We start from the raw sequence: 23,483 nt of genomic DNA, 5'->3' as shown, positions 1-23,483 counted from the left end.
TCTAAATCCCTACTTATAAATAGAATTAATTATAGGTGATCTCTGATTTTAAGAAACGCTAACTTTTGTGTCACTTTATGGTACAATAAACTAATATTGTCAGATTTATCAGAACCTTTAGCGGTCCATTTTAACATATTGATACAGGTTAAAGTCTTAGTAGAAGTTGGCGTTGATCAAATTGTAGATATTGTTCATTTTAAGGGGGAGGCAAGAATTTTGAACACAAAATTCTTAGATTTGCTAGCTCAAAAATATGATAGCGAAGAAAAAGTTGCTACGGAAATTATTAATCTTGAGGCGATTCTCAATCTACCAAAAGGGACAGAGCATTTTGTTAGTGATTTGCACGGGGAATATCAAGCCTTTCAACATGTATTAAGGAATGGTTCAGGGAAAGTAAAAGAAAAAATAACTGATATATTCAAAGGGGAATTATCGGAAAAAGAAATTGATGAATTTGCGACATTAATTTATTATCCAGAAGAAAAGTTACAGCTAATTAAAAATAATTTTGCAAATGATGAAGCATTAAAGCAATGGTATATCGAAATTATTGAACATACGATCCAGCTCATTCCTTATACTTCCTCGAAATACACACGTACGAAATTACGAAAAGCGTTACCAGGCCAATTTGTTTTTATTATTGAAGAGTTATTGTACAAAAACGATGAATATACAAATAAAAAACAATATTACTCGAGTATTGCTGAACAAATTATTTCCCTCGGTCAAGCGGATAAGCTTATTATTGGCCTTGCGTATACGATACAGAGACTAGTCGTTGATCATCTTCATGTAGTGGGAGATATTTACGATCGTGGACCTGAACCAGATAAAATAATGGAAACGTTAATCAATTATCATTCGGTTGATATTCAGTGGGGAAATCATGATGTGCTATGGCTCGGTGCCTACGCAGGATCAAAGGTTTGCTTAGCGAATATTGTTCGGATCTGTGCTCGCTATGGGAATTTAGATATTATTGAAGATATATATGGCATCAATCTTCGCCCGCTACTTAATCTTGCGGAAAAATATTATGGTGATAATCCGGTTTTTAGACCAAAAATCCATATCGAGGATAAGATCTCCGATCAAGATCAATTACAGGTGACGAAAATACACCAAGCTATCGCAATGATTCAGTTCAAATTGGAAAGCCCGATTATAAAGCGACGTCCATTCTTCAACATGTCAGGAAGACTCTTGCTTGAAAAAGTTGATTTTGATCTTAAAGAAATAACGATCCATGGCAAGACCTATCCTCTTGAAAATACTTGTTTTGCTACGATTAATCCGGAGCAACCTGATCAGTTATTAGAGGAAGAGAAAGAGGTTATGGACAAGCTATTATTTTCTGTCCAACATTCGGAAAAATTAGCCAGACATATGAAGTTCTTGATGAAAAAAGGAAGTCTATATTTGAAATATAATGAGAACTTGTTAATTCATGGATGTATTCCTTTAGAAGAAACAGGAAATATGCAAAAAATGGTTATTGAGAATAAAACGTATGCAGGTCGTGAGCTGCTTGATGTTTTTGAAAGTTATTTGCGACATAGTTTTGCACATCCTGAACAGACAGAAGACATTGCTACAGATATGGTTTGGTACTTATGGATTGGCGAACATTCATCTTTGTTTGGTAAACGAGAAATGACAACCTTTGAAAGGTATTTTATTCAAGATAAAGAAACCCACAAAGAGAGGAAAAATCCATACTATTATCTACGTGAAGATGAGGAAGTCTGCCGGAAAATTTTAAAAGAATTTGGTTTAGATCCTGACCAAGGTCATATTATCAATGGACATACACCGGTAAAAGAAATTGACGGTGAAAATCCAGTAAAAGCAAATGGAAAGATGGTTGTTATTGATGGTGGCTTCTCTAAGGCTTATCAATCGACAACAGGTATTGCTGGATACACGTTACTATTTAATTCTTACGGCATGCAGCTTGTTGCCCACAAAAAGTTTAATTCTAAAGAAGATGTGCTAAGAGATGGAACTGATGTGTTATCGGTAACAAGATTAGTGGACAAAGAACTGGAAAGAAAAAAGGTAAGAGAATCGAATATCGGAGAGAAAATTTTACAGGAAATCTCCATTTTAAAAAGTTTGATGAAATATCGCTATATGAATTAAAAGTTTATACTATAAACGACATCCTCTTGAATATAATTGTTCAAGGGGATTTTATTTTGTGAAAAATCTTGTTCATAATATTTCGTCTTCCTGTTATTCACCTCTGTATGTACATTTCATTGCAATAATTTCCTGATATCTGCCTACAATCATTCAACTTTTCTAGGGCATTCGCATATGTTGTTATGGAATTGTTCTAATATTAGCCAAACGTGTTATTAAATATAGAAGGGAGTTTCAGCGTTGAAAATTCATGTAGTTCAAAAAGGTGAAACGTTATGGAAAATCTCAGAAAAGTATGGGGTGGATTTTGAAGAGTTAAAGGCAGTAAACACCCAGTTATCTAACCCGGATATGATCATGCCAGGAATGAAAATAAAGGTACCTACAACGACGAAACAAGTGAAAAAGGAACAGCCGAAAGAGCAAGTCAAACCAATGGATAAAGAAATGAAGAAGTACCCAGATAAGAAAAAAGTTCACGTTGAAAAGAATATGACTAAATATCCTGTTAAAAAGGAAACAAAAAAACCTAGTCAACATCCTTACAAAGATGAGTCTAAAAAGGCGATACCTGTCATGAAAGAAGATGACCATAAAAAACCGACACATGCTTCGGAAAGTTTACCGATGCAACCGGTAAACATCCCACCAGTTCCAGAGTATAATCAAACATTACCTGCAGCAACTAATCAACAGCCATACCCGTATGGACACCAACAGAAGCCGAGCAATTATCCTGCGCAGCCACAAATGCCAGTGATGCCAGCTTACCAGCAGCCGATGAATAATCATTATTGTACACCAATGAATCCAGTACCTTATCCTGTACAACAAATGCCAACAAATATATCACCGTATGCTACACCAAACGTACCATATGGTCCTTATGAAACTGCAGAAATGGAATATAGTAATTCGGAATGGATGGAATCAAGCAGTGTAGAAATGCCTGAAATGCCTGCAAATTTAGCGGGGACACCTACAAAAAATCATACAAATCATCAGCCTTCTGGCTATGGGCAACCTTATGGACCATATCCACAGTCTCAACCCGAAGCGTATGAACAACCAGGTTATCCATCATACCCAGGCTATACACCAAATTATCCAGCAGGGCAACAGCCATATGCGCCAACTGATTATCAAAGCTATCCAGGTTACGGTCAAGGTTATCCGACACAACAACCAATGCAACAATCACCATATATGCCGCAATGGCAACAGGGCTATGGTCCAGGAATGGTACCACAAGAACAAGCATATGGTCCAGGAATGGTACCACCACAGTCAAGATACCAGGTACCGCCAATGGGATATCCGCAATTCCAACCAAATGTTCCAGAACCAGGAATGGGTTATCCATATTACCGTGAAGATGATGAAGAAAATGAATAAGGAATATAGTCGAGACGATTCTTTTATAGATCGTCTCGCTTCCTTTTTTAAAGAATCCGGGTGGCTTAATATTAATTTTGTAAAGCCTATTAAGAACCATGTGCTTTATACAGTTACAGAAGATGGAAATGCTTATATTCTTAAAGGTTATCGCTCTAAGCGTATTCTTGAGCAGCAATGGCAGTTTTTTGAAGTGGTCGATCGTACCAGTTACACGTTTATCCGTTTTCCAAATGGTTCACAATATATCAAGGGCTACGGATTTTATTGGACTATGTCTCCCTATATTAAAGGTGAATCGTTAGATTATTCTGTTGAAGAAGACCGTATCGCTGCAGTTGAAACGATTGCTAATTTTCATCACAGTTCTGCTGGTGTAGTCCTTGATCATCCAAGGCTAAATCCACCCCTTTATTTAAAATGGAAAAGTAGGATTGGCAGATTAGAAGCAACAGAACTAATCTTGAAGAAACACGGGTATACAGCATTATATCAGGACATAGTAACTGTAATGAACATGTTGCTCGAACGGTTTTCACAACTGGACTGGCATGTAATTGAAAAAAAAGCTGTCGATTTGTCTACTTGGATTCACGGAGATGTTGCTTCGCATAATTTTTTGAGGGATAATAAGAAACAAGTACATTTAATCGATTTCGACTTGCTATCACTTTCACCACAAACATATGATTATATTCAACTAGGTCAACGATTTCTTCCGTATTTGGAATCAGACTTACATACTTTGTTAAATCATTCACTAAGTAATAAAGTAGCAGACAAAGAAACCTGGTTATTAGGAGTAGCGATTCCAGCAGATATAATTCGTGAGTGGGGTTATTTTTTGCAGAGCGAACCGATGGAGGAAGACATAAATGATTACTTGATTCAGTTGACAGAAGAATGGATGCAAAGGAAGAAGTTTGTCGAAGCTGTGATGCTTATGCTAAATTAAAGATAAAATGAAGATCAGGAAAGGGGACTATTTCCATGCAAGAAAAAGTAGAAAAGCTTGTCCAATGGCTACAGCAACAAATTAAAGAATCAGGTGTAGACGGTCTTTTAGTTGGAGTAAGTGGCGGAATTGATTCCGCTGTTGTAACTAATTTGATTAAACGAGCTGCTCCGGAACACTCTCTAGGGGTTATTATGCCATGTAAAAGTAACCCACAGGATATGGAACATGCCAAAAGGGTGATCGAAGCCTGTGGCATTGATTCTGTAACAGTAGATTTAACCGAAACACATAATACGCTTTTCACAACGATGCAACAAGAATTAGAGCAACAAAAAGGTCTTAATCCAGAGCAGCAACAGTTGGCTGACGCAAATTTACGAGCTCGCTTACGCATGAGCACGTTGTATGCATTAGCTACTAACTACAAGTACATGGTGGTAGGCACTGACAACGCTGCAGAGTGGTACACAGGTTACTTTACCAAATTCGGTGACGGTGGCGTTGATTTAGTACCATTAGTACATCAAACCAAAGGCGAGGTTCGTGAAATTGCAAAGTATTTAGGGGTTCCAGATGAAGTGGTTAACAAGCAACCAAGTGCCGGTCTTTGGGAAGGTCAGACAGATGAGAACGAAATGGGTACAAGTTATGCGTTGATTGACAAATACTTACAAGGGGAAGAGATTCCTCAACAAGATAAAGAAATTATTGAACGGTTGCATCGAAACACCGCACATAAACGCGAAATGGCACGTGGACCTGAGAAATTTTAGTTAACGTACCACAAAATAACTGACTAAAAAAACCTCCCTTACTCAATCTAATCGTAAGGGAGGTTTTTTTATGAACAAAATCTGGATTCTGGGAACTCTTTTTGTGTTAGTTGCTTGTCAGAACGATAATGAACAAGCAGATATCGACCAGACCGCTGAATATCAACAGGAGCCAATCGGGTTTCAGTCCGAATCGGATATGCATCTTCAGCAAGTGCGACAACAGCAAAATGATAATGATCAATTACAAGAAGAATATTTGGAAGGATATCAGGATGATCTAAGACGGCCGGATAGCCAAGCAAATGATTCTTATTCAAAAAGCTTCTATAATGAGACATCACAGCAAATTGCAGAATTCGTAAATCAAATGAATGAGGTGAAATTAACACAAGCTTTCTTAAGAGAGGACAGCGTTATTGTTGCCGTTATGCTTGACCAACGCTATTATGATGAAGACATCGCTCCAATTATTAATGAAATAGAGAAGCGTGTTGGGCTAATCGTTACAGATAAAGAAGTTATTATTCAGACAGATGCGATATATTGGAATCAAATGCGTGATTTGGATGCAAAAGAAGGCATTGAATAATAAGATGTAGTGGATCCTTTGTTGCAATGAGTTAGTTAAATTCATAATACTTAAGCTAGTCTCACGCGAACGTATGTTGATGCAAATAGCAGTGAAGGTAATTATGAAAACTAACTCAAAGTAATAGAGGATTTTTATCAATTATATACTTGAAATCCCCACATTTTTCTATAATTTTTGGATAGTTCTTCAACTATTGGACATACTGAGAATAGAAGTTATTTTCAATAGTACTTTCTGAAAAATGGGGTGAATAACATGAAGCGTCTATTAATTTTATTTGTATTGTTCGTATCATTAAGTGTTATATTTACAAGTTTCTGGGTATTTGCCAAGCCAGTAGAGCAGGATGAACAGTCAGGGCAAAAACAGGAAGTAACAATGGAAACGAAAGAAGCACCGGAACAAGTTAAAGATCGTGAACCATTGGAATTAGCGGTCATTTTACAAAGACATTATATGGATGGAAAAATCGAAGAGACGACACATACAGAAACAATTTGGTCGATGCAAGACTTTTGGGCATATTATGATGGCTGGCAGTTAGTTGATCAAAAACAAGGACAAATTGTCTTCCGCCAAGAAATAGCAGACATTTCTCCATATTTAAAAGAAAAAGGCTATTTTGGATTAAAAAATGGGATATTAACCATTTTTAATGGTCGGCCGATGCAGGAACAAGTCATTCAATCATTTTATCAAATTGATACGAGTGAACTAGAAAGCTATCAGGCAGAGCAGCTACAAAACGGAATTAAAATTGATTCGAAAGAAGTATATGAATACGTTCTAGAAGCATATCGAGGACTTGCACCATCGCGGTCTGTCAGTAGTTAAGATAATAATTAGTAGCCTTTTCTCACTTATATGAGGGAAGGCTTATTTTATTGTTTAGAAATCAACTATGAATTATTTTTGGATGATTTTTGTTGATAGTTATTCCATTCTATCTTTATACTAAAGAAGGCATTTTGTTGTTTACGAAATGGTTGTAACAAGTGGAGTGTCATCTGTATTGAGGGAGGAGGATTTCACATGCTTTACTGGTTTATCGTATTATTTCCGTTTTTGATCTACCCGTGGTCTTTATTAATAGATCCACATTATGCTTTACCGAAAGTCATCTATCTTATTGCGTTTGTGATGATCATGTGGTTGTTTGTCCTCTCCAATCGCTCCAGATGGACAGAATATATTAACAAACGAGTGACCAATGTAGAGATAGTGTTGTTGCTTCTATATGTATTGGTCGGCATAGCAACAATTTTTTCTGTTGAACCAGAAATTTCTCGCTTTGGTATGAGTAACAGATATGAAGGTTTTTTTGCTTTACTCGCTTATTTTAGTCTGTTTCTTTTCGCCTTTCGGTTAGTAAATATGAAGCATCACAAAAAAATATTAAGAGGATTAGTAGGTGCGGGAGTTATTGTTGCTGTCTATGGGATTTTGCAGCATTACTTTTTAGATTTTCTGCCGCGTAATTCAGTAAGAATGGGTTCTTCACAAATTTACGGTTTGTTTGATAATCCTAATTTTTTTGGATCATATTTAGTGTTAGTAATTAGCATATCGATCATGCTTTTTTTAATCTCAAAAGGTAATAAAAGCTATTACTTCTATTTAGGTTCATCCGTATTGTTTTTTATTGCAATAATTTTCACTTATACAAGAAGTGCACTTGTCGGTTTATTTGCTACTATGTTGTTTCTGACTCTTTTTGTCATATTAAATAAAAAACATTTATGGCGCAGGTGGACAATAGTCTTAGTATTATTTATTTCGATTTTTATTTCTATTGATGCTCTCGGAGATGGCAAGTTTATTAATAAGATTGCTACTGCGTTTGATGATACACAGAAAATAATTACGAATAATTCAGATGGTCATGAAGGAAGCTCTAGATGGTTCATTTGGCGGTACACATTTCCGCTTATAGAAGATTATTTTTGGACAGGCTCTGGTCCAGATACGTTATATTACGTTTTTCCTAATGATAACAGGGAACTAGTATCATCTTATTTAGGCAATGAAATCGTCGTTGACAAAGCACACAATGAATATTTACAAATCGCAGTTACACTTGGTGTTCCTGCTTTAGTTGTGTATTTAACCTTTCTATCCGTTATTTTATTTACTGCTTATAGAGCATTACAAAAAATCAAAACTGATGAAACGATTTATATTATACATTGCGGAATTATAGCTTCTATTGTCGGCTATCTCGTGCAAGCATTTTTTAATATTAGCGTTGTTACGGTTGCTCCTTTCTTTTGGGTGCTATTAGGGTTATGCTTTCATGCTTCTTATACGTATTTGGACGAAAAAAATTGTAAGAAAGCAAGTTAGCTTATACGAACGTACGCTTGTATGGTAAAATGGAACAAGGTTAACGTATAAATAGGGGAGATTATTATGATAGCATATATAAAAGGAACTTTAGCAGAAATCGATGAGCAAGCGGTCTATGTGGAGGCTGGTGGAATTGGTTATGAAGTGATTTGTGCCAATCCATTTCAATTTCAGGATCAAATTGGGGAATCGGTTAAGATTTTTACATATCACTATTTTCGTGAAGATTTTCAGGCGCTTTACGGATTTAAAAAAGTCGAAAATAAGCAGCTGTTTGCCAAATTATTAAATGTATCTGGAATCGGACCAAAGGGTGCTTTGGCTGTGTTAGCAACGGTACGCGTTCAGGATTTTGTGACGGCGATTGAACAAGAGGATGAGAAGTTTTTAACAGGGTTTCCTGGTGTTGGGAAAAAAACAGCACGACAAATGATTCTTGACTTGAAGGGTAAGCTTCCGTTTACGCTTGAACCAGTTGGCGGTGCGGTAGGAAGTAGTGCGCCGCAAACAGCCAGTCATTCGCAAGCGTTAGAAGAAGCGATAGATGCACTGCGGGCGTTAGGTTATGCGGAAAGAGAAATCACGGCTATTTTGCCTGCGTTAAAGCAAGAAGACTATGAAAATGCTGATGCATATGTACGAAAAGGTTTAGCATTAATGATGAGTAAATAGGGGAGGGGGGATCTTGTGGAAGAACGAATGATATCAAGTGAACAGCAAGAGCAGGATGCATCCGTCGAGCTTAGCTTGCGCCCCACTACATTAAAACAATATATTGGACAGCATAAAGCAAAACAAAATCTTAGCATTTTTATTGAAGCTGCCAAGATGAGAAATGAGCCATTGGACCACGTTTTACTATATGGACCACCTGGATTAGGGAAGACGACGTTAGCGTCAATTATCGCGAATGAAATGGGTGTGCAGTTTCGAACAACAGCAGGACCGGCGATAGAGCGGGCAGGTGATTTGGCAGCGATTTTATCTTCCTTGGAAGCGGGAGATGTGCTATTTATCGATGAGATACACCGCCTACCACGCTCTGTAGAAGAAATTTTATATCCGGCAATGGAGGATTTTTGCTTGGATATCGTAATTGGAAATGGCTCTAGTGCGCGTTCGGTCCGTTTGGATTTACCGCCATTTACACTCGTCGGTGCAACGACGAGAGCAGGGCTTTTAACCGCGCCATTACGCGATAGATTTGGCGTGCTTAGTCGTTTGGAGTTTTATGAAACGAAGGATTTGTGCTCGATTGTCGAACGGACGTCAGATATATTTCATGTTGGTATTAACCAAGATGCTGCGACAGAAATTGCCCGCAGATCACGTGGGACACCACGTATTGCCAATCGCTTATTAAAGCGAGTGCGTGATATTTCGCAAGTAAAGGGTGAGTCTGAAATCACGCTAGAAACGACTCGGGAAGCTTTACAAATGCTACAGGTTGACGCCGCCGGATTGGATCATATTGATCATAAATATTTATTAGCCATGATGGATGGATTTAATGGTGGACCGGTAGGGTTAGACACGATTGCAGCGACGATTGGTGAAGAATCACAAACGATTGAAGATGTCTATGAGCCTTTTCTCTTACAAACAGGGTTTATACAACGGACGCCAAGGGGAAGACTAGTAACACCAAAAGCGTACGAACATTTTAATCGGGAGGTTCCTAACAAGTGAGTGGCTTCGGCAAAATGTTTATTATTATCGGCATCGTTTTTATTGTGATTGGCCTGCTTTGGAGTATAATAGGGAAGTTGCCAGGTGATATTAGCTTTAAAAAGGGCAACACTACCTTTTATTTTCCGATTATGACATCGATTATTGTAAGTGTAGTTTTATCACTTATTTTCTATATTATCGGACGTTTTCGTTAAAACTAAGTTAGGAGATCGTTATGAACATCAATGATTTTGATTTTGAATTACCAGAAGAACTAATTGCACAAACACCACTACTCGATCGAACTGCTTCCCGTCTGCTTGTGATGGACCGAGATAAGCAAACACTCGACCACCGTACTTTTTCTAATATTACCGATTACTTGAAGCCTGGCGATTGTCTTGTACTAAACAATACGCGCGTTTTACCGGCCAGGTTGTATGGTATAAAAGCAGATACAGGTGCAAAAGTCGAAGTCCTTTTACTTACACAAACCGAGCAAGATGAATGGGAAGTACTTGTAAAGCCGGCTAAGAAAATTAAAACTGGTACCGAGATTAGCTTTGGTGAAGGAAAACTCACGGCTACTTGTGTGAAAGAAAAGGATCATGGTGGGCGAATTCTACGCTTTGACTATGAGGGGATTTTCTTAGAGGTGCTCAATGAGTTAGGCGAGATGCCATTACCTCCTTACATAAAAGAACAGCTTCCTGACCAGGAGCGTTACCAAACGGTGTATGCAAAAGAAGAAGGATCGGCTGCTGCACCAACAGCAGGCTTACACTTCACCACCGAGCTCCTTGAAGAGATTGAGGCTAAAGGCGTCGAAGTGGCTTTTATTACATTGCACGTTGGCCTCGGAACATTCCGTCCAGTAAGTGTCGATACGATTGAAGCACACCAAATGCACTCAGAGTTTTATCAAATTTCTGCAGAGACCGCACAACAGCTGAATCGGATTAAACAAAACAATGGAAGAATTATTTCTGTTGGTACGACCTCAACAAGAACGCTGGAGACAATCGCCAGAGACCATGATGGTGTGTTTACAGAAGCAAATGGTTGGACTGATATTTTTATTTATCCACCATATCAATTTAAGGCGATTGATGGTTTAATTACGAATTTTCATTTGCCTAAATCAACATTAATCATGCTTGTCAGTGCCTTTGCGGGACAGGAATTTGTGTTAGATGCATACCGGCAAGCGGTAAAAGAGAGGTATCGTTTTTTCAGCTTTGGTGATGCGATGCTGATCCTTTAAAATTAAAATCTTTATAAAAGAAAGGGTATTAAAATATATGCCAGCAATCACCTATGAACTAATCAAAACGTGTAAGCAAACAGGCGCGAGACTTGGGAAGGTGCACACGCCACATGGATCGTTTGACACCCCGATGTTTATGCCTGTCGGTACGTTAGCTACCGTCAAAACAATGAGTCCAGAAGAGTTAAACGAAATGGGCGCACCAATTATTTTGTCTAATACCTATCATTTATGGCTTCGACCTGGTGAGGACATTATTGAAGAAGCGGGCGGATTGCATAAATTTATGAATTGGAATGGCTCGATTTTAACGGATTCAGGTGGTTTCCAAGTATTCAGTCTTAGTGATCTAAGAAAGATTGAAGAAGAGGGTGTTCATTTCCGTAATCATATTAGTGGGGAAAAGCTATTTTTATCTCCAGAAAAAGCGATGCACATTCAAAATTCACTAGGTTCGGACATTATGATGGCTTTTGATGAGTGCCCGCCATTTCCAGCAACCCATGACTATATGAAGAAGTCAGTAGAAAGAACGAGCCGCTGGGCAGAGCGCTGCTTAGAGGCGCATAACCGTCCAGCAGATCAAGGTTTGTTTGGGATTATTCAAGGTGGAGAATTTGAAGATTTGCGGAAACAAAGTGCAGCAGATTTAACATCGATGGATTTTGCCGGCTATGCGGTTGGTGGATTGTCTGTCGGCGAACCAAAGGACATTATGAATCGCGTCTTGGAGTTTTCAACACCATTGTTGCCAACAGATAAAGCGAGGTATTTAATGGGTGTTGGTTCACCAGACTCCTTAATTGACGGTTCGATTCGTGGAATTGATATGTTTGATTGTGTATTACCAACACGAATTGCCAGAAATGGTACATGTATGACGTCTACTGGTCGTTTAGTAATTCGCAATGCTAAATTTGCTCGCGATTTTAGGCCAATTGATGAAAATTGTGACTGCCATGTGTGCAAAAATTACACAAGAGCATATATTCGTCACCTAGTTAAAGCGAATGAAACGTTCGGTTTTCGACTTACTACTTATCATAACCTCTATTTTCTGTTAAAATTAATGAGGCAAGTGCGTGAAGCGATAAAAAACGATCGTTTAGGCGATTTCAGAGAAGAATTCTTTGAACAATATGGCTTCAATAAGCCAAATGCTAAAAACTTCTAAGAAAAGGAGGGAAAACAATGGATATACTTGTTAATTTATTACCAATTTTAGCGATGTTCGCTATTTTTTATTTCCTATTGATTCGTCCACAGCAAAAGAAACAAAAAGCCGTAAGACAAATGCAAGCGGATTTGAAAAAAGGTGACAAAATCATCACTATTGGTGGTATGCATGCAACAGTTCATGCAATAGACGAAGATACAGTAGTTTTATCAGTAGAAAACAGTACGAAACTTACATACGATCGTTCTGCGATTCGTGACGTGGTAAGCCAAGACTAGTAAATTTCTATATGAAAAAGGGACAGGCCATGCCTGTCCTTTTTGCTTTTCTTACAAGCTATGAAAGCTTATAGTTGTTGCGTAAAATACCTAGAAGGCGACGTATTAATGGCACTGCGGAATTGGAACATTGTTACATTACGTCGCCTTTCACCTCTACTCTAAATAAAGAAAAACCAGGCAATTTGCCTGGCCATTCTTAACGATCCAACTATTGTAGCTTAATAGTCTTTCTTTCCGTCTGAACTTAAGTTCACCCCAAGTACTCCACCGATAAGTGCGCAAACTAAAAATCCGATGTGTTGAATCCACTGTTCCATTGAAAATCCACTATTGTAGCCGAGATATTGATAAAGTAAAACAAATAAGGTAAAGCCTACACTAATTATAGCTCCTAGCACCCAGCCTTGTTCTTTTCCTTTTAATCCAGCGACTAAACCACCAGCAAACAAAGCAATTAAACTAATAATTAATGTTGTCCAATCCAGTGTCGCGGAACCTAGTGATGTAAACCGTAATAATAACGATAAAACTAAACTTGAAAACAGTAAAATTGCAAATAAGGCAATCCAACCATACAGTAAGGCAGTAAAGCGTGCTTTTGCCACCTCAATCCCTCCCCTGTTTGTCCATTTGTTCTAGCTTATTCATTGAAAAATATAAATAGAATAAAATATTTTCTGTGTTCTTGAATACATTGGTATAAAGGGTACAAGCAGCTTCCATTTGTTTATGGGGTACTTGTCCCATAGTAGTCATGTAGGGAAGGGGACAGTATATGTCTGCTACCATTGCGATTGTCGTATTTGTAGTTAGTTATTTGTTTATTATTACTGAAAGAGTAAACCAGGCATTAATAGCACTATCTGGTGGCGTGCTTTTATTGTTAACAGGCATTTATGAATGGCGTGATGCTTTTACTAGTTATATTGATTGGAATACGATTACGCTCCTGTTCTCGATGATGGTTCTCGTATCAATCACATCTAAAACAGGCTTATTTGAATATATTGCCGTTCGCTTTGCGCAATGGGTGAAGGGTGCACCAATTCCTTTATTAATTGGAACGGCAGCGTTAACTGCAATTGGTTCAGCGTTGCTAGCTAATGTGACGACAGTATTATTATTTGTACCAATTATTTTGACGTTGACAAAGTTATTAAAATTACCAGCGTTTCCTTATTTATTATCGATTATTTTTAGCGCCAACATAGGTGGCACGGCAACACTAATAGGTGATCCACCAAACATAATGATTGGTCAAGCTGTTGAACATTTAACGTTTCTATCCTTTGTTGTACACCTAGGTCCGGTTGTTTTGATTATATTTTTAGTTATGTTGTTTGCATTGATCTGGCTATTTCGCAAGCAATTAGTCATACATGATAATAAATATATTGATCAATTAATGAAAATGGACGGGCAGCGTTATTTAAAGAAAACACCTATGCTTTATCAGTCAGTAACGGTCATGTCATTCACTATTCTAGGTTTCTTATTGCATCCTATTTTACATATTGAACTGACGACTGTAGCGGTTTGTGGTGCGCTTCTATTGCTATTGCTAACAGATAAAGAAGCTGGTGTAGAAAAAATATTTCAACAGGTTGAATGGGTTACTTTATTTTTCTTCATTGGTCTATTTATGCTTGTCGGGGGATTAGAAGAAGTTGGTATTATTGATGAATTGGCGAGAGGTATGATGTGGCTGACGGAAGGTGATTTACCTTATACTTCCATTTTGATTTTGTGGATCTCTGGAATTTTTTCGGGAATTGTTGATAATATCCCATTTGTTGCGGCTATGATCCCAGTTATTCAGGAATTTCAGGTGTATGGGATGGCTAACCTTGATCCACTATGGTGGTCGCTTGCATTAGGTGCGTGTCTTGGTGGAAATGGAACGTTAATTGGGGCATCTTCCAATGTTGTTGTTGCTGGTCTAGCTGAAGGTGCAAATCAACGTATCTCCTTTCTACGCTATATGTTATATGGATTTCCGTTAGTGATTGTGTCTTTAATTATTTGTATGATTTATGTATATTTCCGTTATTTACTTCCTTTTCAGCACACAATAAATTAAAGCATAACAATGATTTCTGTGGAAATAATACACAGGAAGGCTGTAAGAGGAAGTGAACATCTTGGAAATAGAAATTGGAAAGATAATTTTTCGGACTATCTTAACGTACTTAATCATTGTGCTTATCTTTCGTTTAATGGGGAAAAGGGAAATTGGAGAGTTAAGCTTACTAGATATTGTTGTATTTATTATGGTCGCAGAAATGGCTGTTTTTTCAATCGAAGATCCGTCAAGCTCCCTTGTCCATGCGATTATTCCTATGGTAATTCTGTTAGTGATTCAACGACTGACGGCATGGTTTTCATTAAAGAACGCGACTTTTCGTGAGTGGTTTGAAGGTAAACCATCGGTAATTATATCTCGTGGTAAAATCGATGAGCATGAGATGAAGAAGCAACGGTATAATTTTAATGATTTAATGCAGCAACTAAGAGAGAATGGTACGAAAAGTATTCAGGATGTAGAATTTGCGATTTTAGAAGCATCGGGAAAGTTATCTGTCTTTGAAAGGTCGTCAAGCTCACAAGAAGCAATATCGCCCGATGGTTATGTTGTTCCACTTATTATTGATGGGAAAATTCAACCTACTTCGTTAAAAAAGATAAATAAATCGGAAGCATGGCTCAAGAACCAAATTCAACAGCAAGGGTATCATAATATTAAAGACATTTCTTTTTGTTCACTGGATAGCAATGAGCAGTGGTTTATTGATTTGAAAAATGAACAATAACTGATAAAAAAACGAGTAGGATGTCCCACTCGTTTTTTTGTGCACTATAAAAAACGTTTTAATATTGGAATTTGTTCTAATTCTTCTTTCGTAATGAAACGAAGCAAGAATAATAGGCAGATATAGATGATGGTTAAGCTTATTAATAACAAGAGAAATACGAGCAGACTTGTCTGATATCCGACAAAAATATTTTTGAACATCGTGCCAACCCACCATGTGGCCCCCAATAAAACAATCATTTTAGCGAAATCAATCCAAGGAATTCGAAAAGATATAACTTTGATCAGTGTTGCTAAATGCAAGATTGTTCCAAGTACTACACCAACAACCATTGCTAAGGCAGCCCCCATAATACCAAAATCTTCATTGGTAGCTAGAAGTACTAATACTGCAAATTTGATAAATGTGCTAATAATACTATTCCACATTGCTGCTTTCGCATAGTCAAGTGCTTGTAATGTTGCGTTTAATGGATATTGAATGTAAAGCAAGATGAAAAATGGTGCCATTAAAATTAAAAAACGACTGGCACTTGTTGTCCCATACATGTAAGATAAAATAGAATCAGCATATAGTGATAATACGATCGTTGCTATTGCGCCAGAAGCAAAAGAAATGCGAATCGCTTGGTGAATTCGATAATGAATTAGTCGTTTGTTATTTCTCGCATCTGCTTCGCTAATATTTGGGACAAGCGCCACAGCCAAGGAATGGGTTATAAATGTTGGTAGAAATAATAATGGAATCGCGTATCCTGTCAATTCTCCATATTGTTTCGTTGCTACAGCCGTTTGGATACCTGCAATTGCTAAGCTTTGTGATACTAATATTGGTTCAAGAAAATTGGAAATTGATCCTACAAGACGGCTACCTGTACTTGGTAATGCAATTGACATAAGATCTGATAGTGTTTTTCTTCCTGTGCGAAGATAGTCAAACATCTTACTTCTTAGTTTAATTCGCTTTTTCAATCGGAACATATGGAGCATGAAAAATAACGAGCAAAGCTCCCCAATAATCACAGAAATCATGGCTCCAGCAGCTGCAAATTCGATTCCGTATGGTAAAAACAAGTTGACCAAAAGAGCTACACAAGAAATCCGAACAACTTGCTCAATCACTTGTGCATAGCTTTGCGGCTTCATGTTCTGTCTGCCTTGGAAATACCCTCGTATAACCGACGAAATAGCACTGATTGGTACCATTGGGGTAATTGCTAATAATGGAAGTAGTGTACGATCATCGGTAAGTAGTGTGTTGGCAACAATTGGCGCAAAGGCAAACATCCCGATCATAAAAAAGATACTTAACGTGCCTGTAATCGTTAGGGAAATAATTAGTATTTGTTTAATTTTACGGGTGTCACCGTGAGCTTCAGCTTCGGCTACTCGCTTAGAGATCGCAATTGGTAATCCAAATTGGGCTAACGTGTAAACTAGAAATAAGGTTGGTAAAGCCATATTAAATAATCCAATACCTTCTTCTCCCATTATACGGGCCACAACAATCCGATTAATAAAGCCTAAAAAACGAGTAATCATGCCAGCAGCTATGAGGATGAGTGTTCCTTGTAAAAATGTTTGCTTGGCCACGTAAAACGACCTGCCTTCTCAAAGGATTAAAATTCGTATACAATAATGTATATGCAAAAGGTTAGGCCAAGCATGACAAGCTTTGTTAAATAAGTAGGAATGCCTATACGGATAGGGGAGGGGATCAATAATGTCATTAGAAAGACCAGCGAGTCAGTTAGAACGGCCAGCTAGCCAATGGAAGTATCGAGTCGCTCCAGTACTTGAGAGTAAAGTGGATGAGTTTAAGATGTTGGGGTATTCACGGGCACATCCAGAAGATGTATGGAAATGCTTAACACAAAAAGTTTGGAAAGGTGATCCTAATAAGCGATTACACGAAATCACTCAGGATATCTTACATTTGAGTACGAACTTATATATGAGTTATTTAACTGTACAAGCTTATCAAGATGATGATTTACTTGCATCTATTGAAGCGCTAAGAAATTCTGAAAAATAAATTTCCAATCTGTTTGTCTATGATTTGTTTATGCAATTTTTAAAGTACAATTGACACTAAATCTCAAAGGTTTATAATGTGTTTGTGTTAACATTTCTAACTTATAATTTATTATTACTTTTTCTGCAAGGTTCTCTTTATCGACAAGTTCATTATTCTATTTAACGAATGATTCGTGCTTGCCTGTTATGAAATACATATTATCCCTGGCAGATCAAGTAGAGGAGGCACTACATCATGGTTAAAAGAGGTAGGATCGTTGCCTTTTTCTTAATCGTTTTATTATTTTTATCAACGATTGGGACAACGATGACAGGTATTACGAAGGATATAAATCTTGGACTGGATTTGCAAGGTGGCTTTGAAATATTATATGAGGCCACTGCCGTTGACGAAGGTCAAGAAATTACGGACGATTTTCTGAATACAACGGTTCGGATTTTGGAAGAGCGTGTTAATACGTTAGGTATTAGTGAACCAGATTTCCAAATTGAAGAAAATAATCGAATCAGGGTCAAGCTAGCAGGTATTGATGATCAAGATAAAGCAAGGGAGTTACTAGCAACATCAGCTAGACTTTCATTCCGTGATTATCAAGATAAAGAATATTTAGATGGCAACGATATCGTGCCAAATAGTGCTAAGCAGGATTTTGGAACCACAAATAATCCAGTGGTGACCTTGCAATTGAAGGACGCTGCTGAATTTGCCGATGTGACACGTACAATTTCTTCGATCCCGGAACCCAATAATGTATTAGTTATTTGGATGGATTTTGAAGAAGGAGACTCTTATCAAGAAGAGTCACAGAATCTTAAACCTAAATACGCATCTGCAGCCAGTGTCGATCAGGTGCTAAATACAACAGGTGTAGAAATCAGCGGCATGGAAAGTATTGAGGCTGCTCAAGACTTAGCAGATGTTATTAATGCAGGGTCTTTACCGGTTAATTTAACAGAGAAGTTTTCAACATCTGTTGGTGCTCAATTCGGCCAACAAGCATTAGATAAAACTGTTTTAGCAAGCATCATTGGTGTAGCGCTTATATTCTTATTTATGATTGGATACTATCGTTTCCCAGGTGTTATCGCAGTTGTTACATTAAGTATTTACATTTACTTAATTTTGCTCGTTTTCTGGTTAATGCATGGTGTTCTAACCTTACCAGGAATTGCCGCACTTGTGTTGGGGGTTGGTATGGCAGTTGACGCCAATATCATCACTTACGAACGGATAAAGGATGAGTTGCGTTCTGGTAAAAATGTACAAGCGGCATTTAAAGCGGGTAATCAGAACTCACTATCAACAATTTTTGACGGTAACATTACAACACTTATCGCCGCAACGGTTTTATTTATCTTTGGGACAAGCTCTGTAAAAGGATTTGCTACCTTATTAATTATTAGTATCTGTGTCAGCTTTATTACGGCTGTATACGGTTCACGATTACTATTAGGACTATGGGTGAAAAGTAAATTTCTTAACAAACGTCCTGGTTGGTTCGGAGTTAAGCCAGACCAAATTCAAAGCCTTGCTAAAAATGAAGAATTGGAACCGAAAGTTATGGGACGTCAATTTGATTTTGTGAAAAATCGCAAAAAGTTTTTCACCTTGTCGATTGTTCTTGTGCTTGCTGGGGTGATTTGTTTATCGATTTTCCGATTAAACCTAGGGATTGATTTTATAAGTGGGTCTCGCGTGGAAATTCTCACAGATAGTGCAGTTAATACGGAAGAAATAGAGGAAGATCTTGCACAATTTGATCTGGTTGCAAAGAAAGTTTCATTATCTGGTGACAACAATGAAATAGCAGTTGCTCGATTTGACACGGTGCTGCCTAAAGAAACAATCTCTGAAATGCAAACGTACTTTAGTGATAAATATGGAAGTAATCCTAATGTTAGTACGGTGTCGCCAGAAGTCGGTAAAGAATTGGCACGGAATGCCGCATTGGCTGTTTTATATGCTTCAATCGGGATTATATTGTATGTAACGATTCGTTTCGAAATCTATTTCGCTGTTGCAGCGATCATCGCATTGCTGCACGATGCATTCTTTATACTGGCAATCTTTAGTATTACAAGGGTAGAATTCGATATTACGATAATTGCTGCCATACTAACGATTGTCGGGTATTCGATTAATGATACGATCGTTACCTTTGACCGAATAAGAGAAAACTTAAAACTAAAAAAACGAGTCAGGTCCTTTAAAGAACTCGCCGCTATTGTAAATCGAAGTTTAATGCAAACATTAGCTAGAAGTATTAACACAGTATTAACAGTTGTTTTTGCTGCGCTGATGTTACTCATCTTTGGTGCAACTTCGATTACAGGCTTCTCGTTTGCTTTAATTATAGGGTTGCTTGCTGGTACGTATTCTTCGCTGTTTATCGCTTCACAGTTGTGGTTGGTATCGCGTGGACGTAACATTAAAGACAATCCAATTAACTATATCGAAAAGAAACAAACTGGTGGACCACAAGTATAATTTAACAAGACCTCTTACATTCTAAGTAAGAGGTCTTTATGTTTGTATAGCGTCGTTTGCTTTGATTTTAAATAAAGGTCATTTATAATAGAACATAGTAAGTGTTGGTAGAAAAGGAGGATTTTAGTGAAAGGTCAAACGTATATAATTTTAGCATTTATTTTTGCATTAATAGTTGCTGTATTCGCGGTCATTAATGTTGATCCGGTAAAAGTGGATTATCTATTCGGTACAGGCGATGCACCATTAATTTTGGTGATAATAATATCTGTGTTAATGGGTGGCTTAATAACAGCCTCTGTCGGTATTGTACGTTTAATTAAGTTGCAGCGAGAAATTAAAAGCTTGAGAAGAGAGAACATGAAGTTGAAAGAGCAACTAGAAAACAATGAAAAAATAGTGCCTCAAAGCGAAGAAATACCGGAAGAAATTGGTCAAACTGAACCAGAAGCAAAAGATGAATAAGATAGAATCTGTTTGCGACCCCTGAGTCACTCTTGTATAATAGGTGAGTCAGGGGTGAATTTATGTTACAAAGCCAATCGAATTGGAACTTTACATATAATGATGACGAAGCGACTAGCCAAGGGTTTTCTCATGGGCTCGCGATTTCGGATTTGACGGAGCGTCTATTATATCAACGAGGAATTTTTTCGGAAGAACAAGCAAAAGCCTTTCTTTCTCCTCAACTTTCAAACTTGCATAAAGGTTCACAAATAAATGATATGACAAAAGCTGTTGAACGTGTCATGCAAGCAATTGCTAATCAAGAGCCTATACTTGTGTTTGGGGATTATGATGCTGATGGCGTTAGTTCAACCACAGTAATGATGCTAGCTTTACAAGAGCTTGGTGCTGTTTGTGAATATTATATACCAAATCGTTTTACAGAGGGCTATGGTCCGAATGAAGAAGCATTCATGGAGGCGCAACGTCAAGGTTTTCAGTTAATCATTACTGTAGACACGGGGATTGCGGCAATTCATGAGGCGGAAATCGCGAAACAATTAGGAATTGATTTAATCATTACGGATCATCACGAGGCACAAGAAAAATTGCCTGACGCGTTTGCTATTATTCATCCAAAATGTTCACCAGATTATCCATTTAAGGAGCTAGCGGGTGTTGGGGTAGCTTTTAAGTTTGCTGAACAGCTATTAGGTTATTTTCCTAAACAACTTTTAGATTTAGTAGTAATTGGAACAATTGCAGATTTAGTACCGTTGGTAGATGAAAATCGGGTGTTGGCATATCATGGACTGCAAGCAATTTCAACTAGCAATCGTCCAGGTATTAAAGCATTAAAGCAGATTTGTAAGATTGAAGGAACAGTTGCGGCTGATGATATCGGCTTCTTGATAGGACCGAGAATCAATGCTGTTGGTAGATTGCAAGATGCAAATGTTGCTGTTGATTTACTATTAACTACAGATCCTGAGGAAGCAATGGAGATGGCGCAGTACATCGACAAACTGAACCAAGAACGCCAACAAATTGTTGCTGAAATTGCTAAAGAAGCAGCGGAAATGGTTGAACTTGAAGGTAATGAAGCGAAAGGCTCTGTCATTGTTGTAGCTAAAGAAGGATGGAATCAAGGGGTGTTAGGTATTGTTGCTTCTAAGCTGGTTAGGACGTTTGATCGGCCAGCAATCGTATTAACGATAGATTCCAACAAAAATGAAGCAAAAGGATCGGCACGAAGTATTGATGCATTTGATTTGTTTAGCAATTGTATGCAAATACGAGACACATTTATCCATTTTGGTGGACATGCCCAAGCTGCAGGAATGACCTTGGATGTTGAAAATATTTCGGTGTTACGTGACCGATTAAATCATTTAGCAAGCGAACAGCTATCTGCCGAAGATTATAAACCAATGATATCGGTTGATGCAAGCGTACAGCTGGAGAATTTAACCATTTCGGTAATTAAAGAAATTGAAAAATTAGCTCCATTTGGGATGGGAAATCCAAAGCCGATGTTTCATTTGAAAGAAACACCAGTAGAAATTCGACAAATTGGTTCGAAACAAAATCATTTAAAGCTCGCTTTTCAGCAACAAGATAAACAATTAGATGCGATAGGATTTGGATTAGGGGAGTTATACTCTAGTCTTTCAAAGCAGTCGTCACTAGATTGTGTTGGAGAATTAGCGATCAATGAGTGGAATGGAAAACAGAAAATGCAAATCGTCTTAAAGGACATTGCAGTAACAGATTGGCAGCTGTTCGATTATCGAGGATCAAAGCATTGGCAGAAGCAATTATCGCTGGTTGACAATCAGCAGTTAGCCGCTGTTTGTTTCCAAAGCACAACAATAAATAGTACAGCATTACCTATTCCAGTTGTTCAGTGGGAAAATGAACAAACCTTGGAGGATGTCGCTAACAAGGGTAAGCAAATTATCTTATTAGATTTACCAACTCGTCTAGGTCAGCTTTCTGAGTTGCTTTCTATTGTTCGTCCGGAACGTATTTATGCGTGCTATCTGTTAGAAAACAGCAATTATTTCCAAACGATACCTAGTCGGGATGACTTTAAATGGTTTTACGGTATGCTGCTAAAGCGGAAGCAGTTTAATATCAAACAGGAATCTACGAAGCTTTCCAAACATAAAGGTTGGAAGGTTGAAAAACTCAATTTTATAATTCAAGTGTTTTTTGAACTAGAGTTTGTTAAAATAGAAAATGATGTCGTGATACCGAATTCAAATCCTGTTAAAAAGGACTTAACGGAATCTTCGTTATATCAAGAAAATGCAATACAATTAGAAATAGAGAAATTACTTTACTATTCAAGCTACCAAGAATTGAAACAATGGTTGACTGATGAAATGAATCAAGTTAGCACCGTTAAGGAGGAAGTAAGTTATGGACTTTAAGCAGTATATTACAATCGTAGAAGATTGGCCAAAAGAAGGTATTCGTTTTAAAGATATTACCCCATTGATGAATGACGGACAAGCTTTTAAAGCAGCCGTTGATGAAATTGTTTCCTACTCACAGGAAAAAAATATAGATCTTGTAGTTGGACCAGAAGCACGAGGTTTTATCGTCGGTTGTCCAGTTTCTTATGCGTTACAGGTAGGCTTTGCTCCTGTTAGAAAAGAAGGAAAGTTACCAAGAGAGGTAGTTAAAGTGGCGTACGGTTTAGAATATGGTGAAAACGTGTTAACCATTCATAAAGATGCAATTAAACCAGGACAACGAGTATTAATTACTGATGATTTATTAGCGACTGGTGGAACAATCGAAGCTACAATCAAGCTTGTGGAAGAGCTTGGTGGCGTTGTAGTTGGTTGTGCATTTTTGGTGGAACTTACTTATTTGAGCGGTCGGGATAAATTAGACGGTTATGATGTCTTGACGTTAATGCAATACTAAAAGAATGGAAAGGAGTACTCTTGTATAGAGTGCTCCTTGTTTTACAGAATGGAAAATGGATCTCCCACATTTCGTCGATTGAAATCGCCTCGTTTTCTTTACCTATGTGGTAAAATTATTTATAATAATTATAAATAATTTAAAT

22 protein-coding genes are annotated in these 23,483 nt (G+C 37.6%); 20 read left to right on the top strand and 2 right to left on the bottom strand.

All coding sequences use genetic code 11. The annotated features are described in order from the left end of the window. The first annotated feature begins 219 nt into the window (after positions 1–219). The 13 genes from ACI6MV_RS07175 (at position 220) to yajC (ending at position 12,614) form a co-directional block, all read left to right on the top strand. A complete protein-coding gene (locus tag ACI6MV_RS07175; protein ID WP_407269582.1) occupies positions 220–2,151 on the top strand; it encodes a fructose-1,6-bisphosphatase in 1,932 nt (643 codons plus the stop codon). A 243-nt stretch (positions 2,152–2,394) separates the two neighbouring features. Beyond that, a complete protein-coding gene (gene safA / locus ACI6MV_RS07170; RefSeq protein WP_407269581.1) occupies positions 2,395–3,549 on the top strand; it encodes a SafA/ExsA family spore coat assembly protein in 1,155 nt (384 codons plus the stop codon). Further along, positions 3,542–4,504 (top strand): phosphotransferase, encoded by a 963-nt coding sequence (locus ACI6MV_RS07165; protein WP_407269580.1) that lies wholly within the window; start codon positions 3,542–3,544, stop codon positions 4,502–4,504. The genes safA and ACI6MV_RS07165 overlap by 8 nt, the downstream gene beginning before the upstream one ends. Positions 4,505–4,539: 35 nt before the next feature. Beyond that, positions 4,540–5,280 (top strand): NAD(+) synthase, encoded by a 741-nt coding sequence (gene nadE / locus ACI6MV_RS07160; RefSeq protein WP_407269579.1) that lies wholly within the window; start codon positions 4,540–4,542, stop codon positions 5,278–5,280. Between the two features lie 70 nt (positions 5,281–5,350). Then, positions 5,351–5,872: a YhcN/YlaJ family sporulation lipoprotein gene (locus tag ACI6MV_RS07155; RefSeq protein ID WP_407269578.1), complete on the top strand. Its 522-nt coding sequence runs from the start codon at positions 5,351–5,353 to the stop codon at positions 5,870–5,872. A gap of 258 nt (positions 5,873–6,130) precedes the next feature. Further along, positions 6,131–6,709, top strand: coding sequence for a BofC C-terminal domain-containing protein (locus ACI6MV_RS07150; RefSeq protein WP_407269577.1), 579 nt, complete (start codon positions 6,131–6,133; stop codon positions 6,707–6,709). A 198-nt stretch (positions 6,710–6,907) separates the two neighbouring features. Continuing rightward, positions 6,908–8,218, top strand: coding sequence for an O-antigen ligase family protein (locus ACI6MV_RS07145; RefSeq protein ID WP_407269576.1), 1,311 nt, complete (start codon positions 6,908–6,910; stop codon positions 8,216–8,218). Between the two features lie 66 nt (positions 8,219–8,284). Then, on the top strand, positions 8,285–8,893 hold the full coding sequence (gene ruvA / locus ACI6MV_RS07140) for a Holliday junction branch migration protein RuvA (protein WP_407269575.1): 609 nt from the start codon (positions 8,285–8,287) through the stop codon (positions 8,891–8,893). Between the two features lie 15 nt (positions 8,894–8,908). Further along, the gene (ruvB, locus tag ACI6MV_RS07135) at positions 8,909–9,910 is read left to right on the top strand and encodes a Holliday junction branch migration DNA helicase RuvB (protein WP_407269574.1); all 1,002 of its coding nucleotides are present in this window, start codon (positions 8,909–8,911) and stop codon (positions 9,908–9,910) included. Beyond that, entirely contained in the window at positions 9,907–10,107 is a 201-nt protein-coding gene (locus ACI6MV_RS07130; protein ID WP_407269573.1) for a DUF2905 domain-containing protein, read from the top strand. Before ruvB ends, ACI6MV_RS07130 begins: the two co-directional genes overlap by 4 nt. 20 nt (positions 10,108–10,127) lie before the next feature. Further along, the gene (queA, locus tag ACI6MV_RS07125) at positions 10,128–11,156 is read left to right on the top strand and encodes a tRNA preQ1(34) S-adenosylmethionine ribosyltransferase-isomerase QueA (RefSeq protein ID WP_407269572.1); all 1,029 of its coding nucleotides are present in this window, start codon (positions 10,128–10,130) and stop codon (positions 11,154–11,156) included. A gap of 37 nt (positions 11,157–11,193) precedes the next feature. Then, positions 11,194–12,333, top strand: a complete 1,140-nt coding sequence (tgt, locus tag ACI6MV_RS07120) for a tRNA guanosine(34) transglycosylase Tgt (RefSeq protein ID WP_407269571.1) — start codon at positions 11,194–11,196, stop codon at positions 12,331–12,333. A gap of 17 nt (positions 12,334–12,350) precedes the next feature. Beyond that, positions 12,351–12,614 carry a preprotein translocase subunit YajC gene (gene yajC, locus ACI6MV_RS07115; protein WP_407269570.1) on the top strand — a complete coding sequence of 88 codons (264 nt, stop codon included), beginning with the start codon at positions 12,351–12,353 and terminating at the stop codon, positions 12,612–12,614. Between the two features lie 221 nt (positions 12,615–12,835). Here the strand turns inward: yajC and ACI6MV_RS07110 are convergent, their stop codons facing one another. Next, on the bottom strand, positions 12,836–13,222 hold the full coding sequence (locus ACI6MV_RS07110) for a TIGR04086 family membrane protein (protein ID WP_407269569.1): 387 nt from the start codon (positions 13,220–13,222) through the stop codon (positions 12,836–12,838). 170 nt (positions 13,223–13,392) lie between these two features. Between ACI6MV_RS07110 and ACI6MV_RS07105 the strand changes: the two genes are divergently transcribed. Together ACI6MV_RS07105 and ACI6MV_RS07100 are read left to right on the top strand one after the other, a co-directional pair. Next, the gene (locus tag ACI6MV_RS07105) at positions 13,393–14,697 is read left to right on the top strand and encodes an ArsB/NhaD family transporter (protein WP_407269568.1); all 1,305 of its coding nucleotides are present in this window, start codon (positions 13,393–13,395) and stop codon (positions 14,695–14,697) included. Positions 14,698–14,758: 61 nt separating this feature from the next. Beyond that, on the top strand, positions 14,759–15,427 hold the full coding sequence (locus tag ACI6MV_RS07100; protein WP_407269567.1) for a DUF421 domain-containing protein: 669 nt from the start codon (positions 14,759–14,761) through the stop codon (positions 15,425–15,427). Between the two features lie 44 nt (positions 15,428–15,471). Here ACI6MV_RS07100 and spoVB read toward each other — a convergent pair whose 3' ends face one another. Next, entirely contained in the window at positions 15,472–17,022 is a 1,551-nt protein-coding gene (gene spoVB, locus ACI6MV_RS07095; RefSeq protein ID WP_407269566.1) for a stage V sporulation protein B, read from the bottom strand. 130 nt (positions 17,023–17,152) lie between these two features. Between spoVB and ACI6MV_RS07090 the strand changes: the two genes are divergently transcribed. The 5 genes from ACI6MV_RS07090 to ACI6MV_RS07070 all read left to right on the top strand — a co-directional run bounded on the left by ACI6MV_RS07090 (position 17,153) and on the right by ACI6MV_RS07070 (position 23,338). After that, the gene (locus ACI6MV_RS07090; protein ID WP_407269565.1) at positions 17,153–17,464 is read left to right on the top strand and encodes a post-transcriptional regulator; all 312 of its coding nucleotides are present in this window, start codon (positions 17,153–17,155) and stop codon (positions 17,462–17,464) included. Positions 17,465–17,701: 237 nt separating this feature from the next. Then, on the top strand, positions 17,702–19,954 hold the full coding sequence (gene secDF, locus ACI6MV_RS07085) for a protein translocase subunit SecDF (protein WP_407269564.1): 2,253 nt from the start codon (positions 17,702–17,704) through the stop codon (positions 19,952–19,954). Positions 19,955–20,080: 126 nt separating this feature from the next. Beyond that, positions 20,081–20,419, top strand: coding sequence for a LapA family protein (locus tag ACI6MV_RS07080; protein ID WP_407269562.1), 339 nt, complete (start codon positions 20,081–20,083; stop codon positions 20,417–20,419). A gap of 62 nt (positions 20,420–20,481) precedes the next feature. Then, complete coding sequence (gene recJ, locus ACI6MV_RS07075; RefSeq protein WP_407269561.1) at positions 20,482–22,836, top strand: single-stranded-DNA-specific exonuclease RecJ; 2,355 nt, start codon at positions 20,482–20,484, stop codon at positions 22,834–22,836. Then, positions 22,826–23,338, top strand: a complete 513-nt coding sequence (locus ACI6MV_RS07070) for an adenine phosphoribosyltransferase (RefSeq protein WP_407269560.1) — start codon at positions 22,826–22,828, stop codon at positions 23,336–23,338. Before recJ ends, ACI6MV_RS07070 begins: the two co-directional genes overlap by 11 nt. The last annotated feature ends 145 nt before the right edge of the window (positions 23,339–23,483 follow it).

The sequence above is a fragment of the Radiobacillus sp. PE A8.2 genome, from assembly GCF_045635475.1.
GTDB lineage: Bacteria > Bacillota > Bacilli > Bacillales > Amphibacillaceae > JBJGXI01.
This window is presented reverse-complemented; position numbering and strand designations above follow the sequence as displayed.